Below are 20387 nucleotides of genomic sequence, written 5' to 3'. Positions count from 1 at the left end.
GCACCGACAGGGTCGGGCGGAGCCCAAGGGAAATCAAAGGGCTGGGCGGGTGGGAGAACCACGTCGCAGAATTGGCCGTCCACCGGTCGGCCCAGCCCTCGTGCGTTGCCGGGAGCTAGATCAAGAAGCGCATCCGGTGAGGTTCGCCGGGGGAGGTGGTTGTGGGGTGTTGGCGAAGAAGAGTTTTGCGCAGGCTGCGGTGAACTGGGGGTTTTCCTCGGGGGTGAAGTGGCCGGATTCGGGGGCGATTACTTCGCGGACGTCGTTGGCGACGTGGCGGAACGAGCCTGCGATGATTCCGCCGAGAGCTTGCTGGCCACCGATCGCGAGCACTGGCATCGTCAGGCGCTTGGAATCGGCGTTGGCCTGGTTGTTGGCGGCGTCCGCGGCGAGGGAGCGGTAGTACTCGAAGCCGGCGTGGCGGTCGCCTGGGTCGGAATAGGCCTTGTAGAAGACTTCGCGGGCGATGTTCTCGGGGTGGCGGGCGCCGTCGAAGAAGTGGTCGAGGATCGGCTTGGTGTCGCCGGTGTCCCAGACCGCTTCCGCGATCGGTGACATGTTGAACTGGAAGTGCCAGCTGAAGGGGTAGAAGTCCTCCTGGCCGAAGCCGGGCAGCAGGGCCTCGATGACCGCCAGTCTGGTGACCTCGCCGGGGAAGTCCCGGGCGTAGGGGTAGGCGACCTGGCCGCCGACGTCGTGGGCGAGGAGCTCGACCTGGCCGCGGAAGCCGATCTTGCGGACCGCCTCGCGGATCCGGTGGGCGGTGGTGACCTTGTCGTATCCGCCGGCGTACACGCTGGACTCGCCGATGCCGGGCAGGTCAAAGGCGAGCACGGTGTGGTCGCGGGCCAGCTCGGGGATGACCTTGTTCCAGGTGTACCAGGTGCCGAGCCAGCCGTGCAGCAGCACCAGCGGCGGGCCGTTGCCGGCCCGGACGTAGTGGATGCTGCCGCCGTCCACGGAGACCTTGCCGTGCCTGAGGTCGCCGCCGGCGTTGGCCGGCCCGGCGGCGGAGGTGAACAGAGCCACCAGCGCCGCGATTACCGCGAATAATGTGAGCCGCTTCATGACCGGCCCTGAAGAATTCTTCATCTCCACGGTCCCTCCTCGATTTACCGATGAATTGATCCTCGAATACGGGGAGCGACCGCGCATCTCTAAGAATGCGCACTGAAAGTGACGTGGATCTTGCGCCCCACCCGTCCCGCCTCGGCCAACAGGTCCTCGCTCCAACGGTCCCAGAGCCCGGCCAAACGGGAGGTGATGACGACCGCGTCCACGGACTGGTCCTCAAGACCGGTGAGCAGGCCCATCCGGTGGTGCCCGGTGTGGCCGCCGCCCGCGGTCGCCCGCTGGAGCAGATCGCGGTCGACGTCGAACAGGGTGGCCGGGGGCAGCGACGGCGGCACCCGGCCGCCCGCGCCGATGACGACGATCCGTCCGGTCGGCGCGATCTCCTTCACGGCCGCGTCGATCTCGGCGGACACGTCCAGGTCGCGGACGCTCGCCGCCCAGTCGAGCACGGCACGGCACTCGTCGTCGATGGTCCCGAAGAGCAGCCGCGGGATGAGCAGGGCGAGCAGCTCGACCTGGGGCTCCTCCCAGCCGCGCAGGAAGTATTGCAGGTTGATCGCGACGTCCTGCATGTCGTTGGCCCGGTCCCGCTCGTGCGGATACTCCAGCGCCCAGGCCGTCCTGGACAGGACCAGCGGCACGCCGCTTCTGAACAGCCTGAAGCCGAGATGCATGTCCTCGCAGCCCCAGCGGTCGAAGCCCTCGTCGAAACCGCCGACCTCGTGGAACTCCTTGGCCGGGACGGAGACGTTGATGGTGAAGAAGAGCAGCCACGGGATGACCATGCGGCTCAGGTCGAAGTCGTATTTCTCGTACAGTCCGTGCCTGATGTCCAGGAACCACGACTTGCCGGTGAAATGCTCGACCACCTGCTCGGGCAGCATCCGGGACATCGCCTCGGCGATGGCGTCCACCTGGTCGTGGCCGTAGTCGGGGTTGTAGCCGTAGGCGTACCCGACGATGGCCCGCGGGCCGCCGGGACGGGCGTGCTCGGCCAGGTGGGCGCGGAGGAAGCCGGGGCCGACCATGCCGCCGGTGTCGAGGAAGACCAGCAGCGGCGCGGACGCCATCCTGGCCCCCGCGTTGCGGGCGTGCCCAGCCCGGAACCCCAGATACTCCATGAAGTGGTATTTCATGTGCAGCTGCCCGGCGAAGGAGTCGACCACGTCCTTGGTGTGATCGGTGGAGCCGTCGTCGGAGACGATGACCTCGAAATCGTCGGCGGAAATGTCCTGCCGGGTGAGGTGATTAAGGGTATCGCGCAGCATTTCGGCGCGATTGTAGGTGGGAATAATCACGGAAACCTTCATGAATTCTCCTTAATAGGTCATCCGCCGCTCAGCTGTACGCTTTGGCTTGAAGCGCGAAGAGTTCCGAGTAGAGGCCGCCGCTGGCGGCGAGCGTGCTGTGGTCGCCGACCTCGACGACCCGGCCGTCCTGCACGACGATGATCAGGTCGGCCATCCGGACGGTGGAGAAACGGTGCGACACGAACAGGGTGATCGCGCCGGTCGCCTCGCCGACCCGTCTGGCCTGCTCCGCGTACCGTTCGAAGAGCGCGTGCTCGGCCTGCGGATCGAGCGCCGAGGTGGGTTCGTCGAGCACCAGCAGCAACGGCGAGGACCGCATCAGCGCCCTGCCCAGCGCCAGCTTCTGCCACTGCCCGCCGGACAGCTCGACGCCGTCGGTGAAGGACTTGCCCAGCTGGGTCTGGAGGCCGTCGTCCAGATGCTCGAGCACGTCGGAGCCCTGCGCCCGGTCCAGCGCCGCCCTGATCTCCGGTTCGTCGTCCAGCCGGGGCAGGTCGCCGACGCCGACCGTCTCGCCGGCGAGGAACTCGTACCGGACGAAGTCCTGGAAACCGGCGGCGATGCGCTCGCGCCAGGCGTCGATGGGGATGCGCCGCATGTCCACCCCGTCGATGAGCACCTGGCCGCGGGTCGGCCGGTAGAACCCGCACAGCAGCTTGACCAGCGTGGTCTTGCCCGCGCCGTTCTCGCCGACGATGGCGGCCGTGGCTCCGGCCGGGATGTGCAGGTTGACGTCGCTGAGCACTTTCGCGTCGGTGCCCGGATAGGTGAAGCCGACGTCGTCCAGCCGGATCCCGTCCCGCAGCCGGTCCGGCGGGCTCTCCTCGCCGTACGCCGCGACGCCCACCACCTCCCGGATCCCGGCCAGCCGCCGGTACGCGCTGGACATGCGCTGCAGATCCTGCAGCAGCGTGACAGCGGTGGTGACCTGCTGGTTCACCTGGGCGGCGAGGGCGATGACGAGCACCACCTCGCCGACGCTGCGCCGCCCGGCGATCGCGTCCCGCACCACCAGCAGGACCGCGCCCACGTAGGCCAGCGCGAAGATCACCTGCCCGGCGGCGCGGAGCCAGGTGGCGGCCAGGTGCGCCCGCCACAGGCCGCGAGTGGCGTCCGCCCACAGCCGGGTGTGCCGCCCGCGCAGTTCCTTGGCGAGACCGAAGACACGCAGCTCACCCGCGAGCCTGGCCGACGTGGACAGATGGAACAGGTTCAGCGCCACCCGGGTGGATTCGGCGGTGGCGGTCCGTGCGGTGTCCCTGACCCGTTCGGCGGCCCGGCCGGTGAGCAGCGGCGGGATCGCGGCCAGCGGCAGCAGCAGCAGCCACGGGTTGACCATGGCCAGCAGCACGCCGGTGAGCGTCACCGCCAGGCCGAGGCCGATGCTGTTGAGCAGCGCCTCCAGGCCGACCCGGAACTGGCGGCTCTCCTGCTGCAGCACGGTCAGGGCGTCGGCGTGCTCGGCCCGCTCGTGGTGCTCGATGCCCACCGAGCCGTTGGACAGCGCGATGAGCTGCTCGTCGAAGTCGAGTTCGGCCAGCTCGGAGAGCTCGAAGTAGGCCAGGTGGGCGAAGTGGCCGAAGGTCAGCACCATCACGGCGAGCACCGCGACGACGATGCCCGCCAGGGCCGCCTGGCCCGGGTCGTGGGCCACGATGGCGTTGGTCATCCAGGCCAGACCGGCGGCGAGCCCGGGAGCCGCCGCCGCGCCGGCCACCATCAGCACCACCGAGATCGCGGTCTTGCGCCGGTCCATCCGCCACGCGGTGCTGATCATCTTCCAGGAGCCGGCGAGGAGGTCCTTCACGCCGGCACCTCCTCGTCGATGTCGGATTCGTCGGTGAAACGGTCGGCTTGGAGGTGGAACAGAGTGGCGTACCGGCCGTCCAGCGCCAGCAGCTCCTCGTGGCTGCCCTGCTCGATGATCCGGCCGTGTTCCAGGACGACGATGAAGTCGGCCTGCCTGACGGTGGAGAAACGGTGCGAGATGAGCAGCGTGGTCGCACCCTGGGTGAGCCCCGCGAAGTCGTCGAAGAACCGGGCCTCGGCGCGGACGTCGAGGCTGGCCGTGGGCTCGTCCAGGACCACGATCGAGGAGCCGTGGCGGAGGGCGAACAGCGCCCGCGCGAGCGCGACCCGCTGCCACTGCCCGCCGGACAGGTCAGCGCCGTCGGTCAGGTGCCGGGCCAGCGGCGTGTCGATGCCGAGCGGCAGCCGTTCCAGCGTGGCGGTGAGGCCCACCCCTTCGGCGGCGGCCCGGATTCCGGCCCGATCATCCATGTACGCCACCGCGCCGAACCCGATGTTGTCCGCCGCAGGCGCCTCATACCTGGCGAATTCCTGAAATATCACGCCAAGCTTGGCGCGCCAGGCCTCGATCGGGTACGTCGAGATGTCCACGCCGTCCAGCCGTACCGTGCCCGAGGTCGGCTCGTACAGCCGGGCCAGCAGCTTGACCAGCGTGGTCTTTCCCGCGCCGTTCAACCCGACGATCGCGGTGCACCGGCCGACCGGGATGGTCAGGTCCAGGTCCTCGAAGACCGCGCGCCGCTGCCCCGGATACCGGAAGGTCACCCGATCGAACTGGATGGTGTGCACCGGCTCGGGCACGGTGACGGCCGCTCGCTCCTCCTCAACCGGCTCGTCGATGCGGTCGGCGAACCGCTGCACCGCGTCGTACGCCTCCATGCCGATGGCGGTCTGCAGATCCGACTCCGGGTAGTACTCCGCCAGCCGCAGCGACCCAAGCGACGCCTGCATGACCAGGATGAACGTCGTCAGCGTGAGCGTGTCCGTGGACCCGACCAGGCCGAAGACCGCGGCTGTGGCCACCAGCGCCCACGCCCCGAACCAGACGAACGGCCACAGGTAGACCCGCCGCCGCTCCGCCCACATCGGCTCCAGCCAGGCGAAGTACGCGGTCCGCAGCGTGTCCCGCATCCACCCGGCCAGGCCGAACACCCGGATCTCCTTGCCCGCCAGCGGCTGGATGGCCAGCGTGCGCAGGTAGTCGCCCTTACGCTCGGCCGAGGTGAGGGCGAACCGCACCCGGGCGTATTTGCGCAGGCCGCCGCGCTGGCCGTACCGGAAGAGCAGGACCGCGACAACGAGCCCGGCGGCGGCGAGCCAGGAAAACGCCACGCCGACCACGACCGCGTACCCGGCCAGCTGGGTGTAGCGTCCGATCAGCGCCACCAGACCCGCGCAGGCCTGCCCCGGGCTCTGCACTCCGAACTCCAGCTCGCGCGCGGCCACCCGCAGATCCTCGAGCGCGCCCTGATCCTCCAGCGGCCCGATCCCCGTCGTCCGCAGAGAGGCCGCCATCAGCCGCTCGACCATCTGCCCGTCGATCCTGCGCGCCGCCAGCTCCCCCAGCGACGCCTGCAGCGGCGCGATGATCTGCTGCGCCACGAACGCGACCGCGGCCACCACGAAGATCGCGACCAGCGAGTCCCACGCGGGCGAGTCCAGCCCGCCCTGGACGGCCGCGGGCACCCTTCCCAGCACCACGCTGGTGGCGATCACGAACACCACGGGCAGCAGGCCGAGCACCAGGTTGACGGCCACCAGCAGCGCGACCAGCCCCGTCCCCGCCTTGGGCACCAGCTTGGCGATCCGCCAGCGGGAGGCCACCAGCTCGCCGGCCGACATCACGTACGGATTCGCGGACATCAGGCCTCCCGACCACTCGCGGCGAGATAGTCCGCGCACATAGGCAGGTTCTGGTCGCGAATGATGTTGTTGAGTTCCCAGTAGTTGAGCTCACCGATCCGCGGCAGCAGGTCGACGATGGGCGTCCGGTACTTGGCCGCCATGTACTCGTAGTTGCTCGCGGCCTGCTCGTTGTTGCCGTCGAAGCTCTTCTCGTGCGGGCAGTGGATCGCGGCGGCCTTCCGGTTCAACACGAAGTGGGCGCCGTCGCGGTGCAGCCGGTAGCCGAGGTCGATGTCCTCCCCGCCCCAGCGCTTGAACTCCTCGTCGAACATGCCGATCCTGCGCAGCTGGTCGGTCCTGGCCGACACGTTGCAGGTCCAGTAGTTCAGCCACGGCGCGGGCAGGCCGCCGAATTCGTCGCCGTACATCCCGTAGAAGATCTCCCGGACGTCCAGCCAGACGCCCTTCTCATCGAGGGTGGCGATGGTCCCGTCCGGGTCCTTGAAGTCGATGATCTGGTTGATCTGCGCCGCGTCCTCGTTGTCGAGGTTGAAGCAGTACACGTATCCCACGACCGCGACCGGCCCGTCGGCGGTCCGGTGGCTCTCCAGATGCGCCTCCAGGCACCCCGACTGCGCCAGAACCCCCGAATCGATCAGCACGCACACGTCGCCGGCGGCGGCCGCGATGCCCACGTTTCTCGCCTTGGCCGCCCGATATCCCTCGTCCTCCTGAAAGAAGTACCGCAGGTTGAGCTGGCCCCGGAAGCTGTCCACCATTTCAGCCGTCGAGTCGGTGGACCCGTCATCCACCACCAGCACCTCGAACTGATCACCAGGCAGACTCTGCCCGACCATCGATTCGAGCGTGTGCCGAAGCAGCTCCACCCGGTTGTAGGTGGGAATGACCACACTGCATTTCAATGAGCCTGCCATTGCCGCTCCAGTCCACCGCGAAGAGGAATGCGCGTAAAACGCCCGGACTGTCAGTCTTCCGGCGCGCTCTCCACAGGCGCATCTTCCTAAATGCTGTGGCCATCCCCCCAGCTCAGGGCCCCTCTGACCAACGTCAGCCACACACCCCAAGGGGCTCGACGCCGTAGGTGACCCGACCACCCTGCGGGGGTACGGCAAAGGCGACGGAGAAGCAACGCACGACGACCCCGCCGGACCCGAGGAACGATTCCCTGTCCGCCGTAGCCTCCACGGTGACAACGGGCGATCCAGGTGCGGTCGCGCGCACCCCGACCTCCGCGAGCCCTTCGTCCGCCTCCGCCACCGGATCGGCCGCGCTTCCCCAGCGTTCCGCGGCGCGCTCGGCGAAGAGCACGGCGTAGCGCTCGGCCCTCTCCTCGGCCGCCGCGGTGAACCGCCATTGAGCGACGTAGAAGCCGGCTACCGGCAACGCGAACACCAGCGCGAAGATCCCGAGAGCCACCCAGAGGGCCACTCTGACCCGTCGGACGTCCCGCTCGTCGACCACCCGCGTACCTTCCGTCGGTGCCCCGATGCTAACCGGGATCAGGGGGGACATGGGCAGGCGGTTACGCTGGTTGGTGGCTGAGCTGTCCGGGATTCGAGCGGAAGTGTCCGTGATGTCCTTCACCCCTGGCGCCGACGGGCGGTGTGCGCGCCCGGTTGCGTCAGGTGCGGGTGGGAGTTGGTCGTGGGCGTGACGCCGGAGCGGCTGGAGCGGTTTGAGGCTAACCGGCGGCGGCTGTTCGGGGTGGCCTATCGGCTGCTTGGGGAGGCGTCCGAGGCTGAGGATGTGGTGCAGGACGCCTATCTGCGCTGGGAGCGTTGCGATAGTGCGGTTTCGCCGGAGGCGTGGCTGACCAAGGTGGTCACCAACCTGTGTCTGGATCGGCTTACCTCGGCGCGGGTGCAGCGGGTGCGTTATGTCGGGCCGTGGCTGCCTGAGCCGGTGCTCACCGGCGGCGGTGCGCTTGATCCGTTGGAGACGGTGGAGCAGCGGGAGTTGCTGTCGTTGGGGATGCTGGTGCTGCTGGAGCGGCTCACGCCGCCGGAGCGGGCGGTGTTCGTGCTGCGGGAGGCGTTTGGGCACAGTCATCGGGAAGTCGCGGAGATTCTGGAGGTGACTGAGCCGCATGTCCGGCAGTTGTATCGCCGGGCGCAGCAGCATGTCGCCGCGGCGCGCAAGCGGTTCACCGTCCCGCCGGGGCAGCGCCGGGAGCTCCTGGAGCGGTTCCTGGAGGCCACCATGGGCGGCGATGTGCCGGCGTTGGAGCGGATGCTGGCCGAGGATGTAGTCGCCTGGGCCGACGGTGGTGGAAAGGCGCCGGCGATGCGGCGGCCGCTGGTCGGGCGGGAGGAGGTCCTGCGTTACCTGCTCGCTCTGACCGGGTACGCGCAGCGGATCCGCCTGACGCCGGACGTGGTGAACGGGGAGCCCGCGCTCGTGGCGTACCTGGACGGCCAGTTGTCCGGGGTCACCGTTCCCGAGTTCGACGGCGATCGCATCGTCGCCCTCCGTACTGTCACCAACCCGGACAAGCTTGCCTTCCTTGTGAAGCAGAAAATGTGATCTGGTCGCGTTGTCACGAATCGTCTTCGTCTCCCGTTCATCCGGTGCCGAACGACGAAGGGATAACGTCCATGACGACGACACCGCACATCGCGATCCTGGGTGCCGGATACACCGGAGTGATGACCGCGAAGCTGCTCGCCAAGCGGACCGGCGCGACCGTCACGGTGGTCAACGACCGTGACCGGTTCGTGGAGCGGATGCGCAACCATCAGCTCGCCTCCGGCCAGCGGGTGCGCCATCTGCCACTGCGCGACCTGTTCGAGGGCACCGGCATCCGGCTGATCATCGACCAGGTGACGCGCATCGACCCGGAGGGGCGGCAGGTGGAGCTGGCCGGCGGTGCCGAGCCGGTCGGCTACGACCTGCTGGTGTACGCGCTGGGCAGCCACGCCGACCTGGACGCCGTACCCGACGCGGCCGAGCACGCCTACGCCGTCGCCGTCGCCGAGCAGGCCAAGCGGCTGCGCGATCGGATGCGCACCGCCGATACGGTCGCTGTGGTCGGCGCGGGGCCGACCGGTCTGGAGACGGCCGCCGAGCTGGCCGAGACCTACCCCGATCGCACGGTACGGCTGGCCACCAGCGGAGCGCTGGGCGAGGCATTGTCCGAGCGCGGCCGGGAGTACCTGCACCGCGCTTTCGACCGCCTCGGGATCCAGGTGTGGGAGCACGCCAAGGTCGCCAAGGTCGACGCGGACGGCCTGCTGCTGGAAGGCGGCGAGCACGTTGCCGCCGACGTGGTGGCGTGGACCGCCGGCTTCACGGTCCCGGAGCTGGCGCGGCAGGCCGGGCTGGCCGTGGACGGCCGCGGGCGCATGCTCGTGGACGGAACCTTGCGCTCGGAGTCGCACCCGGAGGTCTACGGCATCGGGGACGCCGCGGCCGCGCACACCCAGGACGGGCAGGTGCTGCGCATGGGCTGCGGGCCCGGGGGGCTGGCCGCCGCGTGCGCCTTCCATGCGATCACCGCGCGCCTGGCCGGGCGCACCCCCAAGCCGCTGCGGGTCAAGACCGACGCCCTGTGCATCAGCCTCGGCCGGCGAGACGGCCTCCTCCAGCCCACCGACCTCGACGGCAGCCCGCGCGGGAAGGTGCGCACCGGCCGGCCGGTCGCGGTGATCAAAAAGGCCGTCCTCCGCACCACCGGGTGGTACAACCTTCGCTACCCCGCCCTGGCAGTGGCCGCCGCCAGGCAGGGGTAACGGGTCAGCCTCTAGGTCCGCGCGAACGGGCTTCCCGGCGGTGCGAGCTCCTGCGGTTCGAAGCCGTACGAGCTCGCGAACTGTTCGGGCACCAGCAGCATCTCGACGGAGAGATCATCCACGAGGCGCAGATAGAAGCCGCCGGAGACCGCCGGCATCCCGGCGGTCGAACGGATGCCGAGACGCTCGGACGCTTCACGCGCGCTCAGGAGTTCATCGCGGTCCCGGTACCCCATGGCAACGTTCATGAAGCCCTGATCGCTCAAGGGTGCGTCGGGGTCCGGGGCCTTCGGCTCGGGGGTTTCGTACTCCATCACCTCGAGGAGCACGTCGCCGGCCTGGAACACCGCGCAGGTTCGCCGGGCGCCCTCGAGTCCCCACAATGCCTCGTGCTCGGGACAGTGCAGGGCGTCGGACGCGATCTCAGCGAACCCGAAGACCTCTCGGATCTGTCGACGCGCGACCTCCAAGTCCGACACCGACACCGCGGCATAGGACACGGCCGGGCCGGGCCGCACGCCGGGAACGGCTGTCTGCTCGGTCTCCTCGATGATCTCGACGATGACGTCCGACCCGGATTCTTGGAAGCAGACCCGCCGCGCCCCGTCGACGATCACGGGGTCGGTGAGCGTCGACTCCCCCGCCGCGCTCAGCCGCTCCAGCACCGCGTCGAAGTCGGAGACGGCGATGCCGTAACGCACCCAGCCGAGGTCCGAGGGCCGCCACCCCGCCGGCCGGGGTCGCTGCGGGGGAATGATGTGGTGGAACAGCTCGATGTGCACGAACTCCTGACGTCCGAGCATCCACCACAGCATGACCGAGGTGTCATCGCCACTGGGCAACTCCTGCAGGCGGGCGGCGACCTCGCCCCACCGGGGCCTACCGCCCGCGCTCGAGAAGCCGAACACCTCGACCAGCGTGCGAATCGTGCGCGGCATATTCGCCGTGCACACGGCGACCTGGATGAGACCTGCCATGTTCCAGCCTTCCTGATTCAGAATCCAGAGATCATGCCGTGCCGAAGTTGACCAGCTCGGTGATCCCGCCGTCGTAGCGGAACTCGGCGCCGGTCAGCGAGCGGTTGGCCGGGTCGGCGAGGTACACGATCGCCCGCGCGATCTCGTCGGCGCCGATGAGATGCCCCAACGGCATCCGGGCGGTCAGGAGCTGCCGCGCGGCATCCGGATCCGCGTCGTAACGACCGGTGACGGCGGTATGCACTGCCCCGGGGTAGACCGCGTTGACCCGAATGCCCTCGGCCACGAGATCGGCCGCCATCGCCCGAGTGAGCGCGGCGACCGCGCCTTTGGACGCGCTGTACACCGCGCGCAGCGGGGTTCCGGCGACGGCGACGCTGGACGCCACATTGACGATCGTGGCCGAGTGCCCCAACCGCAGGAGCGGAATCGAGTGCCGGCTGACTCGCGCGACGCCGAACACGTTGACGCCGAAAACCTGGAGCCAGTCGTCGTCGGTCGCCGTCTCGACCGACCCTCGCGCCCCGATCCCGGCGTTGTTGACGACGACGTCGAGCTTCCCGTACGCGTCGCCGAGAGCGGCGAACGCCGCGCTCACGGAGGCGTCGTCGGCGACGTCGCACGGAATCCAGCCGATCCTCTCAGTTGGAGGGCCTTCGCGCAGGTCGAGCCCGACGACGGTCATCCCGGCCGCGGCGAACGCCGATGCGGTGGCCAGCCCGATGCCGGAGCCGGCCCCGGTGACGGCGACGATGCGGCCGGCGTCGCTGGAGGTGGGCGCGCTCATCGCGTGCGTCCTAGGTTCATGATCGCCTTCCAGTAACTGTGCGGATGGGTTCACAACCTCCGCCCCGCGGTCAGGCCGCCCTCGACGGGAATCAGCGCACCCGTGACGAATGACGCCTCGTCGGACAGCAGCCAACGCACCGCATGGCCGATCTCCACCGATTCGCCGGGCCGGCCCAGCAGGTGGAGGCTGGCCGCCCGCTCCACGTACGCCGCGGACTCCGTCGACCCGAAGACGGCCTCGGCCATCGGCGTGCGTATCGAGCCCGGGAGGATCGCGTTCACCCGAATGCCGAGCGGCCCGCCCTCGACCGCGGCGGCACGTGTCAATCCGCACACGGCATGCTTCGAGGTGATGTACTCCGCTCGGTTCGGCAACGCCATCACGCCGAGCCCGGAGGAGGTGTTCACGATGGACCCGCCGCCTGCCATCGCCCGCATCTGATGCTTCAGGCAATGGAACGTGCCGAGCACGTTGACGCGCATCACCCGGATGAAATCGTCAGTGGTCAGATCGACGAGCGGTTTCTCGTTCTGCGACACTCCCGCGTTGTTGAACGCGCCGTCCAGCCGCCCGAAACGCTCGACCGTGCTTTCGACGAGCGCGCGCACCTGGTCCTCCTCGGCGAGATCGGCTTGGACGAAGAACGCCTCGGGCCCGCCAGCGGAGAGCTCCGCCGCGAAGGCGGCGCCGCCTGTTTCGACCACATCCGTCACGACGACGTGCGCCCCGGACTCGGCAAGTAGGCGCGCTGTCGCACTGCCGATGCCTCCGAGTCCGCCGGTGACGATGACGACCTTTGACTGGAGCGAACTCATCTGGTCACTTCCTCATCCTTGGACTTCGTCGCGCCCGCCAACACGGGATCTAGCCTGCGGGTGGGCGGATGGATCTCGTTCGGGGACTGGTCACGGGAACGACGGATTGCAGCCGATATCACAAAATCATGTTACATTCGAGGTGTCAACGATATTTCGAAGTTATGCCGACCGGCCATTGGACCATGAGCACGTTCGAACCTGCGTCGGTGGCACCGCTTCCTGTGGCCTCGTCCAGGTAGCCCACGATCCGCTCGCCCGCACCCGAAGCTCACGCCGCCCGCGCGGCAATCGAATCCGAAGGAGTACCCGTGGACAGCCCCGACCGCAGTATCCGGTCCGTCATCGAAGCCTGGGCGATCTGGCGCGACGCGGGGGCATGGGACGAACTCCGTCTGACGTGGCATCACGACGGTCGGATGAAGACAACCTGGTTCAGGGGCTCTGCCGACGATTTCGTCGCCGCGGCTCGCGCGGGCTTTGAGGCGGGGGTGCTGGTGCACCACTTCCTCGGTGGCTCATCGATCGAGGTGTCGGACCATCGCGCGATCGCGCAGACGAAGATGTCCATCTCACAGCGCCTCATGTTGGAGAACGTCGAGGTCGACGTCACCTGCGTGGGGCGGTTCTACGACTTCTTCGAGCGGCGAAGCGGCGACTGGCGAATCGTGCTTCGCGAACCGATCTACGAGAAGGACCGGGTGGACCCCGTGACGCCCGGCCAGATTCCGGCGATGGATCAAGCGGTGCTGGCAACGCTTCCGCCCGGCTGCCGGCATCTGCTCTACTGCCAGCGCACTGCGGGAATGAGCGTCCACACGGACGTTCCCGGTCTTCGCGGCCGAGAGGTGCAGGAACTCTACGCGGATGGCCGGCGCTGGCTGGCTGGAGAGACTCTCCGCCGCTGACACACCCCATCACAGCAGACCCTCGGAGGATGAGCACTATTTTCGTAATTTTCACTTCCTACCGAGAATATCTGTTACATTCGCGATATGGCAACTAGCGACGTCGAGACCGTGACTCAACTGGTGCTGCACGAGCGCCAGGGGCGCGACCGCAGGTGGTGGGACCAGATGCGCGCCCAGTACTGGCCGGACGCCACAGTCCACCTCAGCTGGTTCGAGGGGGGCGCCTACGAGAACGTCGACCTGTCCGAGGCGATGAACGCGAACGGCAGCGTGTCAACGCATCGCCTGTCCCCCTTGGTCGTCCACGTCATCGGAGACCGCGCCATCGCCGAGTTGCCGACCGTGATCGAAGCCCCGATCACCATCAACGACGTCGACGTCGTTCTGATGTCATCCCTCCGCATTCAGTACCGCGCGCTCCGGCGCGACAGTGAATGGCGGCTCCTCAGACTCGACACCATCTACGAGCGCGACCACCTTGTGGTGACGACACCCGGCGAGTCCGTGCACGTTGACGCCGCTGAGCTTGCGCCGTTCCGCAAGCCCTACCGCCTGCTCGCGTGGTTCCTGGCCGCGCGCGGCTACGCCGTTCTCGATGATCTGCTCGGCGACGACCGTCCCGATGAGGTCGCCGCGTTCTACGAGCGCGAGCGTCGCTGGCTGAACGAGTCCTGACCACCAGAAAGGAATCCCTGTGCCCGAAGCAGTGATCGTCTCGACAGCGCGCTCGCCTATCGGCCGCGCCTTCAAGGGGACCCTCGCCGGCATGCGCGCCGACGATCTGACCGTGCAAATGGTCCGCGCCGCCCTGGATAAGGTGCCCGAGCTCGACGCAGCGGACATCAATGACCTCATGCTCGGCTGCGGGATGCCGGGCGGCGAGCAGGGGTGGAACATGGGCCGGAATGTGGCGGTCATGCTCGGCTACGATCACCTCCCGGGCACCACGATCACGCGCTACTGCTCCTCGTCGCTGCAGACGACGAGAATGGCATTCCACGCGATCAAGGCCGGAGAAGGGGACGTCTACATCTCCGCCGGCGTCGAGGTCGTGAGCGGATTCAGCAAGGGCACGAGCGACTCGATCGAAGGCCAGGACCTCCTGAACCCCCGGTTCGCGGACTCCCTCGCTCGCACCGCGCGCCGCGCCGCGCATCCTGAGCCCTGGATCGATCCCCGGGCGCGGGGTGAGCTTCCGGACGTGTACCTCTCGATGGGTCAGACGGCTGAGAACGTCCAGCAAGTGCTGGGGATGAGTCGTCGCGAGCAGGACGAGTTCGCCGTACGCAGCCAGAACCTCACTGAGAAGGCGATCGCCGACGGATTCTGGGCGAGCGACATCACCCCGGTCGTCCGGCCCGACGGCACGGTGGTCGCGACGGACGACTCACCTCGCCCGGGCGTCACACTCGAGGCGGTGAGCCGGCTCGAACCGGTTTTCCGCGCGGGCGGCACCGTTACCGCCGGCAACGCCTGCCCCCTCAACGACGGCGCGGCCGCGGTCGTCGTGATGAGCGCCACCAAGGCCAAGGACCTGGGCATCACCCCTCTGGCCAGAATCGTCGCCACCTCCGTCACGGGCGTCTCGCCCGAGATCATGGGTCTCGGCCCCGTGACCGCCATCCCCGCCGCACTGGATGCCGCCGGAATGTCCCTCGCCGACATCGACCTCTTCGAGATCAACGAGGCCTTCGCCGTACAGTGCCTTGGTTCGGCTCACAAGCTCGGCATCGACCTCGACCGGCTCAATGTCAACGGTGGGGCGATCGCGATCGGGCATCCGTTCGGAATGACCGGCGCCCGCATCACGAGCAGTCTCATCAATGCCCTCGTTCAGCGCGACAAGCAGTTCGGTGTCGAATCGATGTGCGTCGGCGGTGGAATGGGCATGGCGATGGTGATCGAGAGGCTCGCCTAGTTTCGCGGGGCCCTACTCCGCTTCGTAGAAGCCGGCGTCCGCCGTGCGATGGAGCCAGACGATGATGAGACCGAGCACGGCCACGACGAGGGCCATCGCGATCAGGGTCGTGCGGAACGCCGCGGCGTAGACGTCAGCGTGCCCGGCCCCGCCCGCGGCGACCCGGGCAGCCGTGGCCGAGGGGAGCGAGTAGCCGATGAGCGCGGCCATCACCATCCCGTACCCGCCGACGGCGATGGCCGCCGAGCCCGTGCGCAGGAAGTTGAGCACGCCGACGGCGGTGCCACTGCTGCGGACGGGAACGGAGGAGATCGCTTCACCGTCGATCAGCCCCATGGGAAACCCGTAGCCGAAGCCGACGAGAGCCAGTGGCATGATCAGCCAGGCGAGCGCGACACCTGGGGACAGCAGCAGCATGCCGAGGTCTCCGATGATCAGGGCTGCGAGCGAGGCGTAGATAATCGTCTCGGGGCGGATCCACCGCACGCGACGCACCAGGTGGGCGGCGAGCATGGGACCGACGAGCACCGGGATGGTCATCGGGAGCATGAAAGTCCCCGCGTCCGCCGCGGTCATACCGAACATCGCTGCCGTCGCCACCGGCAAGTAGGTGAGAATGGAGACGTAGCCCACCGCCGGCGCCAGCGGAACCAAGCAGAAGGCCAGGAATCGGCGATTGCGCAGCAGCGCGAAGTCCATGGCCGTCTGATGCGGCTCGCGCTGCGGGTGGGCGCGCGGAAGGGCCGGACTCACGGCAAGGACGACCAGTGCCGCCAAGCCGAGGACCGCGTAGACGCCACGCCATCCGACGCCCGCCACAAGACCTCCCATGATGCTGGGGCCGAGGGCCAGTCCGATCCCCACGGTCGTGCCGAACAGCGCGAATGTCCGCGCCCGGGCTGGGCCGCTGGGGTAGGCGTGCGACATCGCGGCCGATCCGCCGGCGATGATCGCCGCAGATCCGATCCCGCCGAGGAAGCGGCCGGCGTCGAGGACCGTCAACGTCGGCGCGAACCCGCTGACGGTCGACGACGCGAGAACGACCACCAGGCCGATCACGAAGGTGAGCCGGTATCCGAACCGGTCGGCGAACACTCCCGCGGCGATCGTGAAGACCGCGAACGCGAAGTTGAACCCGTTCACCGCCCATTGGAGACCGAGCTGATCGGAGCCGAGGTCCCGAGCGATCGCCGGTAGTGCGATCGCGGTGCCGGCCACGCTCAGGGGTGTGAGGAAGACCGCCACGAGGACGACAGGAGCTACCGGCCGCGACCGTTTCCTACTCACGGTCTCGGCGGGCCATCAAGCCGGCGGCCACCTCGGGGAAGAAAGCACTTCCTGGGGGCGCCAGTTCCTGTGGACTGAAGCCGTACGCCCCGTCGAGATCCGGAGGCACGAGGAGCAACTCGACGGAGAGCCGGTCGGAGATCCGCAGGTAGGTCGCACCCGCCACAGGCGGCGGGTCAGTGGTGGCGGAAGCGCCGAGGGACTCAGCAGCCGCGAGAGCATCGAGCATCTCGGCGCGATCCCGGTGCCCGATAGCGACATTCATGATGCCCTGGTCACTGAGCAGCGCATCCGCCGGTGGCGCCTTCGGTCGTGGCGTCTCATAGTGCATCACCTCGAGCAGCACGTCGCCGGCGCGGAAGACGGCACATGCCCGTCGCGCGCCGTCGAGCCCCCACATGGCCTCGTGCTCGGGTTTGTGGATGGCGTCCGCCTGGATCTCGGGGAAGCCGAAGACCTCGCCGAAGTATCGGCGCGCACTCTCAAGATCGGATACGGAGGCCGCCACATACGCGAGCGCGGGCGCGGGAGCGTGGGACCCGACCTCCTCCATAATCTCGACGATGGCGTCCGCGCCAGGCTCTCGAACGCACACGCGACGACGTCCGTCGACGTCCACCGGACTGGTCATCGTGGTAAGACCCGCACCGTGCAACCGCCGCATCGTGAGGTCGAAGTCAGGAACCGTGACTCCGAACCGGACCCAGCCGAGATCGGATGGTCGCCAGCCCGGACGCCTCGGTCGTTGGGCGGGGCTCGTGTGGTGGAACAGCTCGATTTGCACGAACTCCTGCCGCCCGACGAGCCACCACATCATGACGTATGTGTCGTCTCCGGTCGGGAGCTCGTGGACGCGCGAGGCGTACTCGCCCCAGCGCGGTCGCCCGCCCGCATTGAGGAAGCCGAGCACGTCCACGAACGTCCGGATAGTACGAGGCAGATCAGCGGTGCACAACGCGACCTGAGCGAGATTGGCCACTTCGGAACTCCCTGGATCGAAGACTCTCCGCGCGCCGTCACTCCGACTGGATCCACCAATGCAGCACCCGGCGCTTGAACGCGTCCGCGATCCAGAGCATCAGCAAGGCACAGACCGACAGGACGATGATCACGGCAAACGTCATGCTGGTGTCGGCCGCGTTCGTGGCGGCTGTGATCAGCAGACCCATCCCCGACACGCCGGTGAGGATCTCGCCGGTGACCACTGAGACGATCGCGAAACTGACGGCGACGGGAAGGCTCGAGAGCGTCCAGGCCAGCGAGTAGGGGAATCGAACTCGCCACATGAGATCCCACCCGGAGGCACCGAGCAGGCGGACATTGTGCCGCACATGCGCCTCGACCGTTCTGGCGCCCTCATAGGCGTTGAACAGCGCCACGAAGAAGACCACCATGAAGGCGATCACGACGGAGCTCTGGAGTCCGCTGCCGAAGAGCACGACCACGATGGGGATCAACGCGATCCGCGGCACCGCGTTCAGAGCGACCACGAACGGGCGGAACACCGCCCCCGCGAACTCGAAGCTGCCCAGCAGCAGGCCCATCAGGCCTCCGACGATCATCGCGATCACGAGGCCGATGATCGAGGCGAGAAAGGTCGGCCCTAGGTACCCCCAGACCGCGGGTACGCCCTCGCGCCCCAACAGCAGGTTCACCAAGGTCGCGCCGACGCGAGACGGCGAACTGATGAAGTACGGATCGAGGAGCTTCCACTGCGACAGGCTGCCGATCCGGGGAACGAACTCCCACGCGAGTAGGACGACGACCGCGACCAGTGCCTGTGTCGCGGTTACGACCACTCGTGACCGGCTGTTCATTCGGATGCGTCCGGTGCCCGTGGCGCTCTGGTTCGCGACCGGGAATTCCTTGGGGCTCGCCTCGGAGAACGTGTTGGCCGCCATCAGTGGCTCCCCTCGGCGTCGTCCCGAGTCGACTCGCTCTCGTGTGACGCGTCGATCTGAAGGTGGAGATCCCGCCAGAGCCGGCTGTAGAGCTCAAGAAAGTCGGCCCTCTCGCGGAGCGTCATCATGTCGCGCTCCGGTCCGAAGGGAATCTCGTGCTTGCTGAAAACGGAGGTGGGCCGGGGTCCCATGATGTACACCTGGTCACACATGCTCGCGGCCTCGGCGAGGTCGTGCGTCACCAGGACGGTGGTGATGCCCAGCTCCCTGACGATGTCGAACACGTCCTGATGGATGGCCACCCGGCTCGGCTCATCGATCGCCGAGAAGGGCTCGTCGAGCAGCAGGATCTGCGGAAACGCGGCGACGCTGGTGAGGACTGCCACCCGCCTGCGCATCCCGCCGGAGAGCTGGTACGGGTAGGCCTTCTCGAACCCCTCCAGATGCACCATCGCGATGAGCTCGCGGATCCGTTGATCGATCGCTCGTCGCGACAGCCCTCGGCGGCGCTCGCCTGACCCCTTCTTGAAGCTGTAGTGCAACCTGACGTTCTGTTCCACGGTCAGCCACGGCAGCACGGTGTCCTTCTGGAAGACCATGCTGAGGAGATGCCGGCCCGATTGATCCGGGCGGACGAGAACGTCGCCGACCTGCGCTTCTCGAAGACCCGCGATGAGGCTCAGCACCGTGCTCTTCCCGCACCCACTCGGACCGACGATGCCGATACTCTGCCCACCGGCGATGCTGAGGTCGAGACCGTCGATCGCGTGCAGTCCACTCGGGTAGCGGTACCCCACGTTGCGAAACTCGATAGAGGCGCCGACGGTTTCACTGTCCGGCTGCGGGCGAGTCGAGAGCTCCGACAGATGCGTCATCATTCTCCAATCGCCGCTTTGTAGTACGACATGTCGACCGCGCTGGCGTAGCCGAACCTGCTCGGATCGCTGGCAAGGAAGTCCAAGCCGCCCGTCTGGTAGAAGGCCAGGGTTCTGGACCAGACGTCCTCGGAGATGTAGCCCTTGTCCGGGCTGAGAAGCGGCTTGAACTTCTCCACGGCCTCGGCCAGCACGTCCTCCGAGCCCACCGCTGCCCACTCGGGGTCGTAGGAGATCAGCGTTCGAGCGATTTCCTTCGAGTCAGCCGCCAAGTAGTCGGACAGCGCCGTGTCGTACGCCTTCAGGAAACGCTCCACGGCCGGCTTCTTCTCCTTCAGCCGCTCCGGAATTCCACCGAAGACGTCCTCCACGCCAAGGGCGGGCCACCCGGGCGGAAGACTGGATTTATCAGTGGGGTCGAGGATGACGCGCAGCTTGCCGCTGTCGATGCCGCTCTGGTAGAAGGACACGTTTCCGGTTGCGCAGTCCGTGCGCCCGCCCACGACGTTCGCCGCGATGGCCGGGACCGTGGTGAGTTGCGTGAGCTTCCATTCGACGTCGTAGACCTTCTCCAGCTGTCTGGTCCACGCGTACAGCACAGTGCCAGGACCCGCTGTGGTGACCGACTTGCAGTCGGTGGGCGTCTTGACCGAGTCGCTCGATGTCACGACCCATCCGGAGATGCCCGAATCCGTACCATAGATGGCGGTGACGCGCTTGCCGGAGTTGATGACGCCGAACCACGCACCTTGCGCGCCCATGGACAGGTCCACCTGGCCGGCGACGAGCTGAGCGCTGTGGGCCGCTTCACCGACCTTGATGGAGAGGTTGAGTCCCGCGTCTTTGAAGTAGCCTTTCGCCGCGGCCCAGTACAGGGATGCTTGGGGGACGGTCGCGTTCCGCACACCGACCACCAGGGACCCACCCTCCGATGAAGCCGCGCGGTCGGCGCCATCGCCTGCTCCACAGCTCGCCGCCAGGACCGAGATGACGGCCAGCGCGGCGAGCCGAGCGGTCACGCCCTTGCTCCTCGTCCCAGTGGCCGCCGGCGCGGCGCTCATTTCTCGCTGAACCATGTCTTCAGCTCCTTGCTGTCCCTATGGGACATCGTGCTCAATCTCTTTGG

The 20387-nt window shown here is 67.9% G+C and carries 19 protein-coding genes; 5 read left to right on the top strand and 14 right to left on the bottom strand.

All coding sequences use genetic code 11. The features are described from left to right. Positions 1 to 120 precede the first annotated feature (120 nt). From Aple_RS28360 to Aple_RS28335, 6 genes are all read right to left on the bottom strand, one after another. Positions 121 to 1092 (bottom strand): alpha/beta fold hydrolase, encoded by a 972-nt coding sequence (locus Aple_RS28360; RefSeq protein ID WP_246264834.1) that lies wholly within the window; start codon positions 1090 to 1092, stop codon positions 121 to 123. Between the two features lie 65 nt (positions 1093 to 1157). After that, positions 1158 to 2384 carry a glycosyltransferase gene (locus Aple_RS28355; RefSeq protein ID WP_155347774.1) on the bottom strand — a complete coding sequence of 409 codons (1227 nt, stop codon included), beginning with the start codon at positions 2382 to 2384 and terminating at the stop codon, positions 1158 to 1160. 28 nt (positions 2385 to 2412) lie between these two features. Beyond that, a complete protein-coding gene (locus Aple_RS28350) occupies positions 2413 to 4191 on the bottom strand; it encodes an ABC transporter ATP-binding protein (RefSeq protein WP_155347773.1) in 1779 nt (592 codons plus the stop codon). After that, positions 4188 to 6056 carry an ABC transporter ATP-binding protein gene (locus Aple_RS28345; RefSeq protein ID WP_155347772.1) on the bottom strand — a complete coding sequence of 623 codons (1869 nt, stop codon included), beginning with the start codon at positions 6054 to 6056 and terminating at the stop codon, positions 4188 to 4190. The genes Aple_RS28350 and Aple_RS28345 overlap by 4 nt, the downstream gene beginning before the upstream one ends. Continuing rightward, complete coding sequence (locus tag Aple_RS28340) at positions 6056 to 6973, bottom strand: glycosyltransferase (RefSeq protein ID WP_155347771.1); 918 nt, start codon at positions 6971 to 6973, stop codon at positions 6056 to 6058. Before Aple_RS28340 ends, Aple_RS28345 begins: the two co-directional genes overlap by 1 nt. Before the next feature lie 133 nt (positions 6974 to 7106). Then, the gene (locus Aple_RS28335) at positions 7107 to 7520 is read right to left on the bottom strand and encodes a hypothetical protein (protein ID WP_155347770.1); all 414 of its coding nucleotides are present in this window, start codon (positions 7518 to 7520) and stop codon (positions 7107 to 7109) included. 183 nt (positions 7521 to 7703) lie between these two features. Between Aple_RS28335 and sigJ the strand changes: the two genes are divergently transcribed. Both sigJ and Aple_RS28325 read left to right on the top strand, forming a co-directional pair. After that, positions 7704 to 8582, top strand: coding sequence for an RNA polymerase sigma factor SigJ (gene sigJ / locus Aple_RS28330; protein WP_246264833.1), 879 nt, complete (start codon positions 7704 to 7706; stop codon positions 8580 to 8582). Between the two features lie 71 nt (positions 8583 to 8653). After that, a complete protein-coding gene (locus Aple_RS28325) occupies positions 8654 to 9787 on the top strand; it encodes an NAD(P)/FAD-dependent oxidoreductase (protein WP_155347769.1) in 1134 nt (377 codons plus the stop codon). Positions 9788 to 9798: 11 nt separating this feature from the next. On the opposite strand, the gene Aple_RS28320 is transcribed toward Aple_RS28325, so the two are convergent. From Aple_RS28320 to Aple_RS28310, 3 genes are read right to left on the bottom strand one after another with little or no spacing between them, the layout of a single operon-like run. Beyond that, positions 9799 to 10764, bottom strand: coding sequence for a VOC family protein (locus Aple_RS28320; RefSeq protein ID WP_155347768.1), 966 nt, complete (start codon positions 10762 to 10764; stop codon positions 9799 to 9801). A 31-nt stretch (positions 10765 to 10795) separates the two neighbouring features. Further along, entirely contained in the window at positions 10796 to 11551 is a 756-nt protein-coding gene (locus Aple_RS28315; protein WP_155347767.1) for an SDR family NAD(P)-dependent oxidoreductase, read from the bottom strand. A 50-nt stretch (positions 11552 to 11601) separates the two neighbouring features. Next, positions 11602 to 12369, bottom strand: a complete 768-nt coding sequence (locus Aple_RS28310; protein WP_155347766.1) for an SDR family NAD(P)-dependent oxidoreductase — start codon at positions 12367 to 12369, stop codon at positions 11602 to 11604. A 311-nt stretch (positions 12370 to 12680) separates the two neighbouring features. On the opposite strand from Aple_RS28310, the gene Aple_RS28305 reads away from it, so the two are divergent. The 3 genes from Aple_RS28305 to Aple_RS28295 all read left to right on the top strand — a co-directional run bounded on the left by Aple_RS28305 (position 12681) and on the right by Aple_RS28295 (position 15198). Then, positions 12681 to 13277, top strand: coding sequence for a nuclear transport factor 2 family protein (locus Aple_RS28305; RefSeq protein ID WP_155347765.1), 597 nt, complete (start codon positions 12681 to 12683; stop codon positions 13275 to 13277). Positions 13278 to 13364: 87 nt separating this feature from the next. Beyond that, entirely contained in the window at positions 13365 to 13955 is a 591-nt protein-coding gene (locus tag Aple_RS28300) for a nuclear transport factor 2 family protein (protein WP_155347764.1), read from the top strand. Positions 13956 to 13974: 19 nt separating this feature from the next. Continuing rightward, positions 13975 to 15198, top strand: a complete 1224-nt coding sequence (locus tag Aple_RS28295) for an acetyl-CoA C-acetyltransferase (protein ID WP_155347763.1) — start codon at positions 13975 to 13977, stop codon at positions 15196 to 15198. A gap of 12 nt (positions 15199 to 15210) precedes the next feature. On the opposite strand, the gene Aple_RS28290 is transcribed toward Aple_RS28295, so the two are convergent. Genes Aple_RS28290 through Aple_RS28270 form a run of 5 tightly spaced genes read right to left on the bottom strand, consistent with a single transcriptional unit; the run spans position 15211 to position 20337 of the window. Continuing rightward, positions 15211 to 16443, bottom strand: coding sequence for an MFS transporter (locus tag Aple_RS28290; RefSeq protein ID WP_170321698.1), 1233 nt, complete (start codon positions 16441 to 16443; stop codon positions 15211 to 15213). Between the two features lie 34 nt (positions 16444 to 16477). Beyond that, positions 16478 to 17464 (bottom strand): VOC family protein, encoded by a 987-nt coding sequence (locus tag Aple_RS28285; protein ID WP_155347761.1) that lies wholly within the window; start codon positions 17462 to 17464, stop codon positions 16478 to 16480. 37 nt (positions 17465 to 17501) lie between these two features. Further along, a complete protein-coding gene (locus Aple_RS28280; protein ID WP_155347760.1) occupies positions 17502 to 18386 on the bottom strand; it encodes an ABC transporter permease in 885 nt (294 codons plus the stop codon). Continuing rightward, positions 18386 to 19264, bottom strand: coding sequence for an ABC transporter ATP-binding protein (locus tag Aple_RS28275; RefSeq protein WP_155347759.1), 879 nt, complete (start codon positions 19262 to 19264; stop codon positions 18386 to 18388). The genes Aple_RS28280 and Aple_RS28275 overlap by 1 nt, the downstream gene beginning before the upstream one ends. Further along, positions 19261 to 20337 (bottom strand): ABC transporter substrate-binding protein, encoded by a 1077-nt coding sequence (locus Aple_RS28270; protein WP_155347758.1) that lies wholly within the window; start codon positions 20335 to 20337, stop codon positions 19261 to 19263. The genes Aple_RS28275 and Aple_RS28270 overlap by 4 nt, the downstream gene beginning before the upstream one ends. Positions 20338 to 20387: the final 50 nt, after the last annotated feature.

This window comes from Acrocarpospora pleiomorpha (assembly GCF_009687885.1).
GTDB lineage: Bacteria > Actinomycetota > Actinomycetes > Streptosporangiales > Streptosporangiaceae > Acrocarpospora > Acrocarpospora pleiomorpha.
The sequence above is the reverse complement of the archived record's forward strand: the minus strand, read 5'-3'. Positions and strand labels throughout refer to the sequence as shown.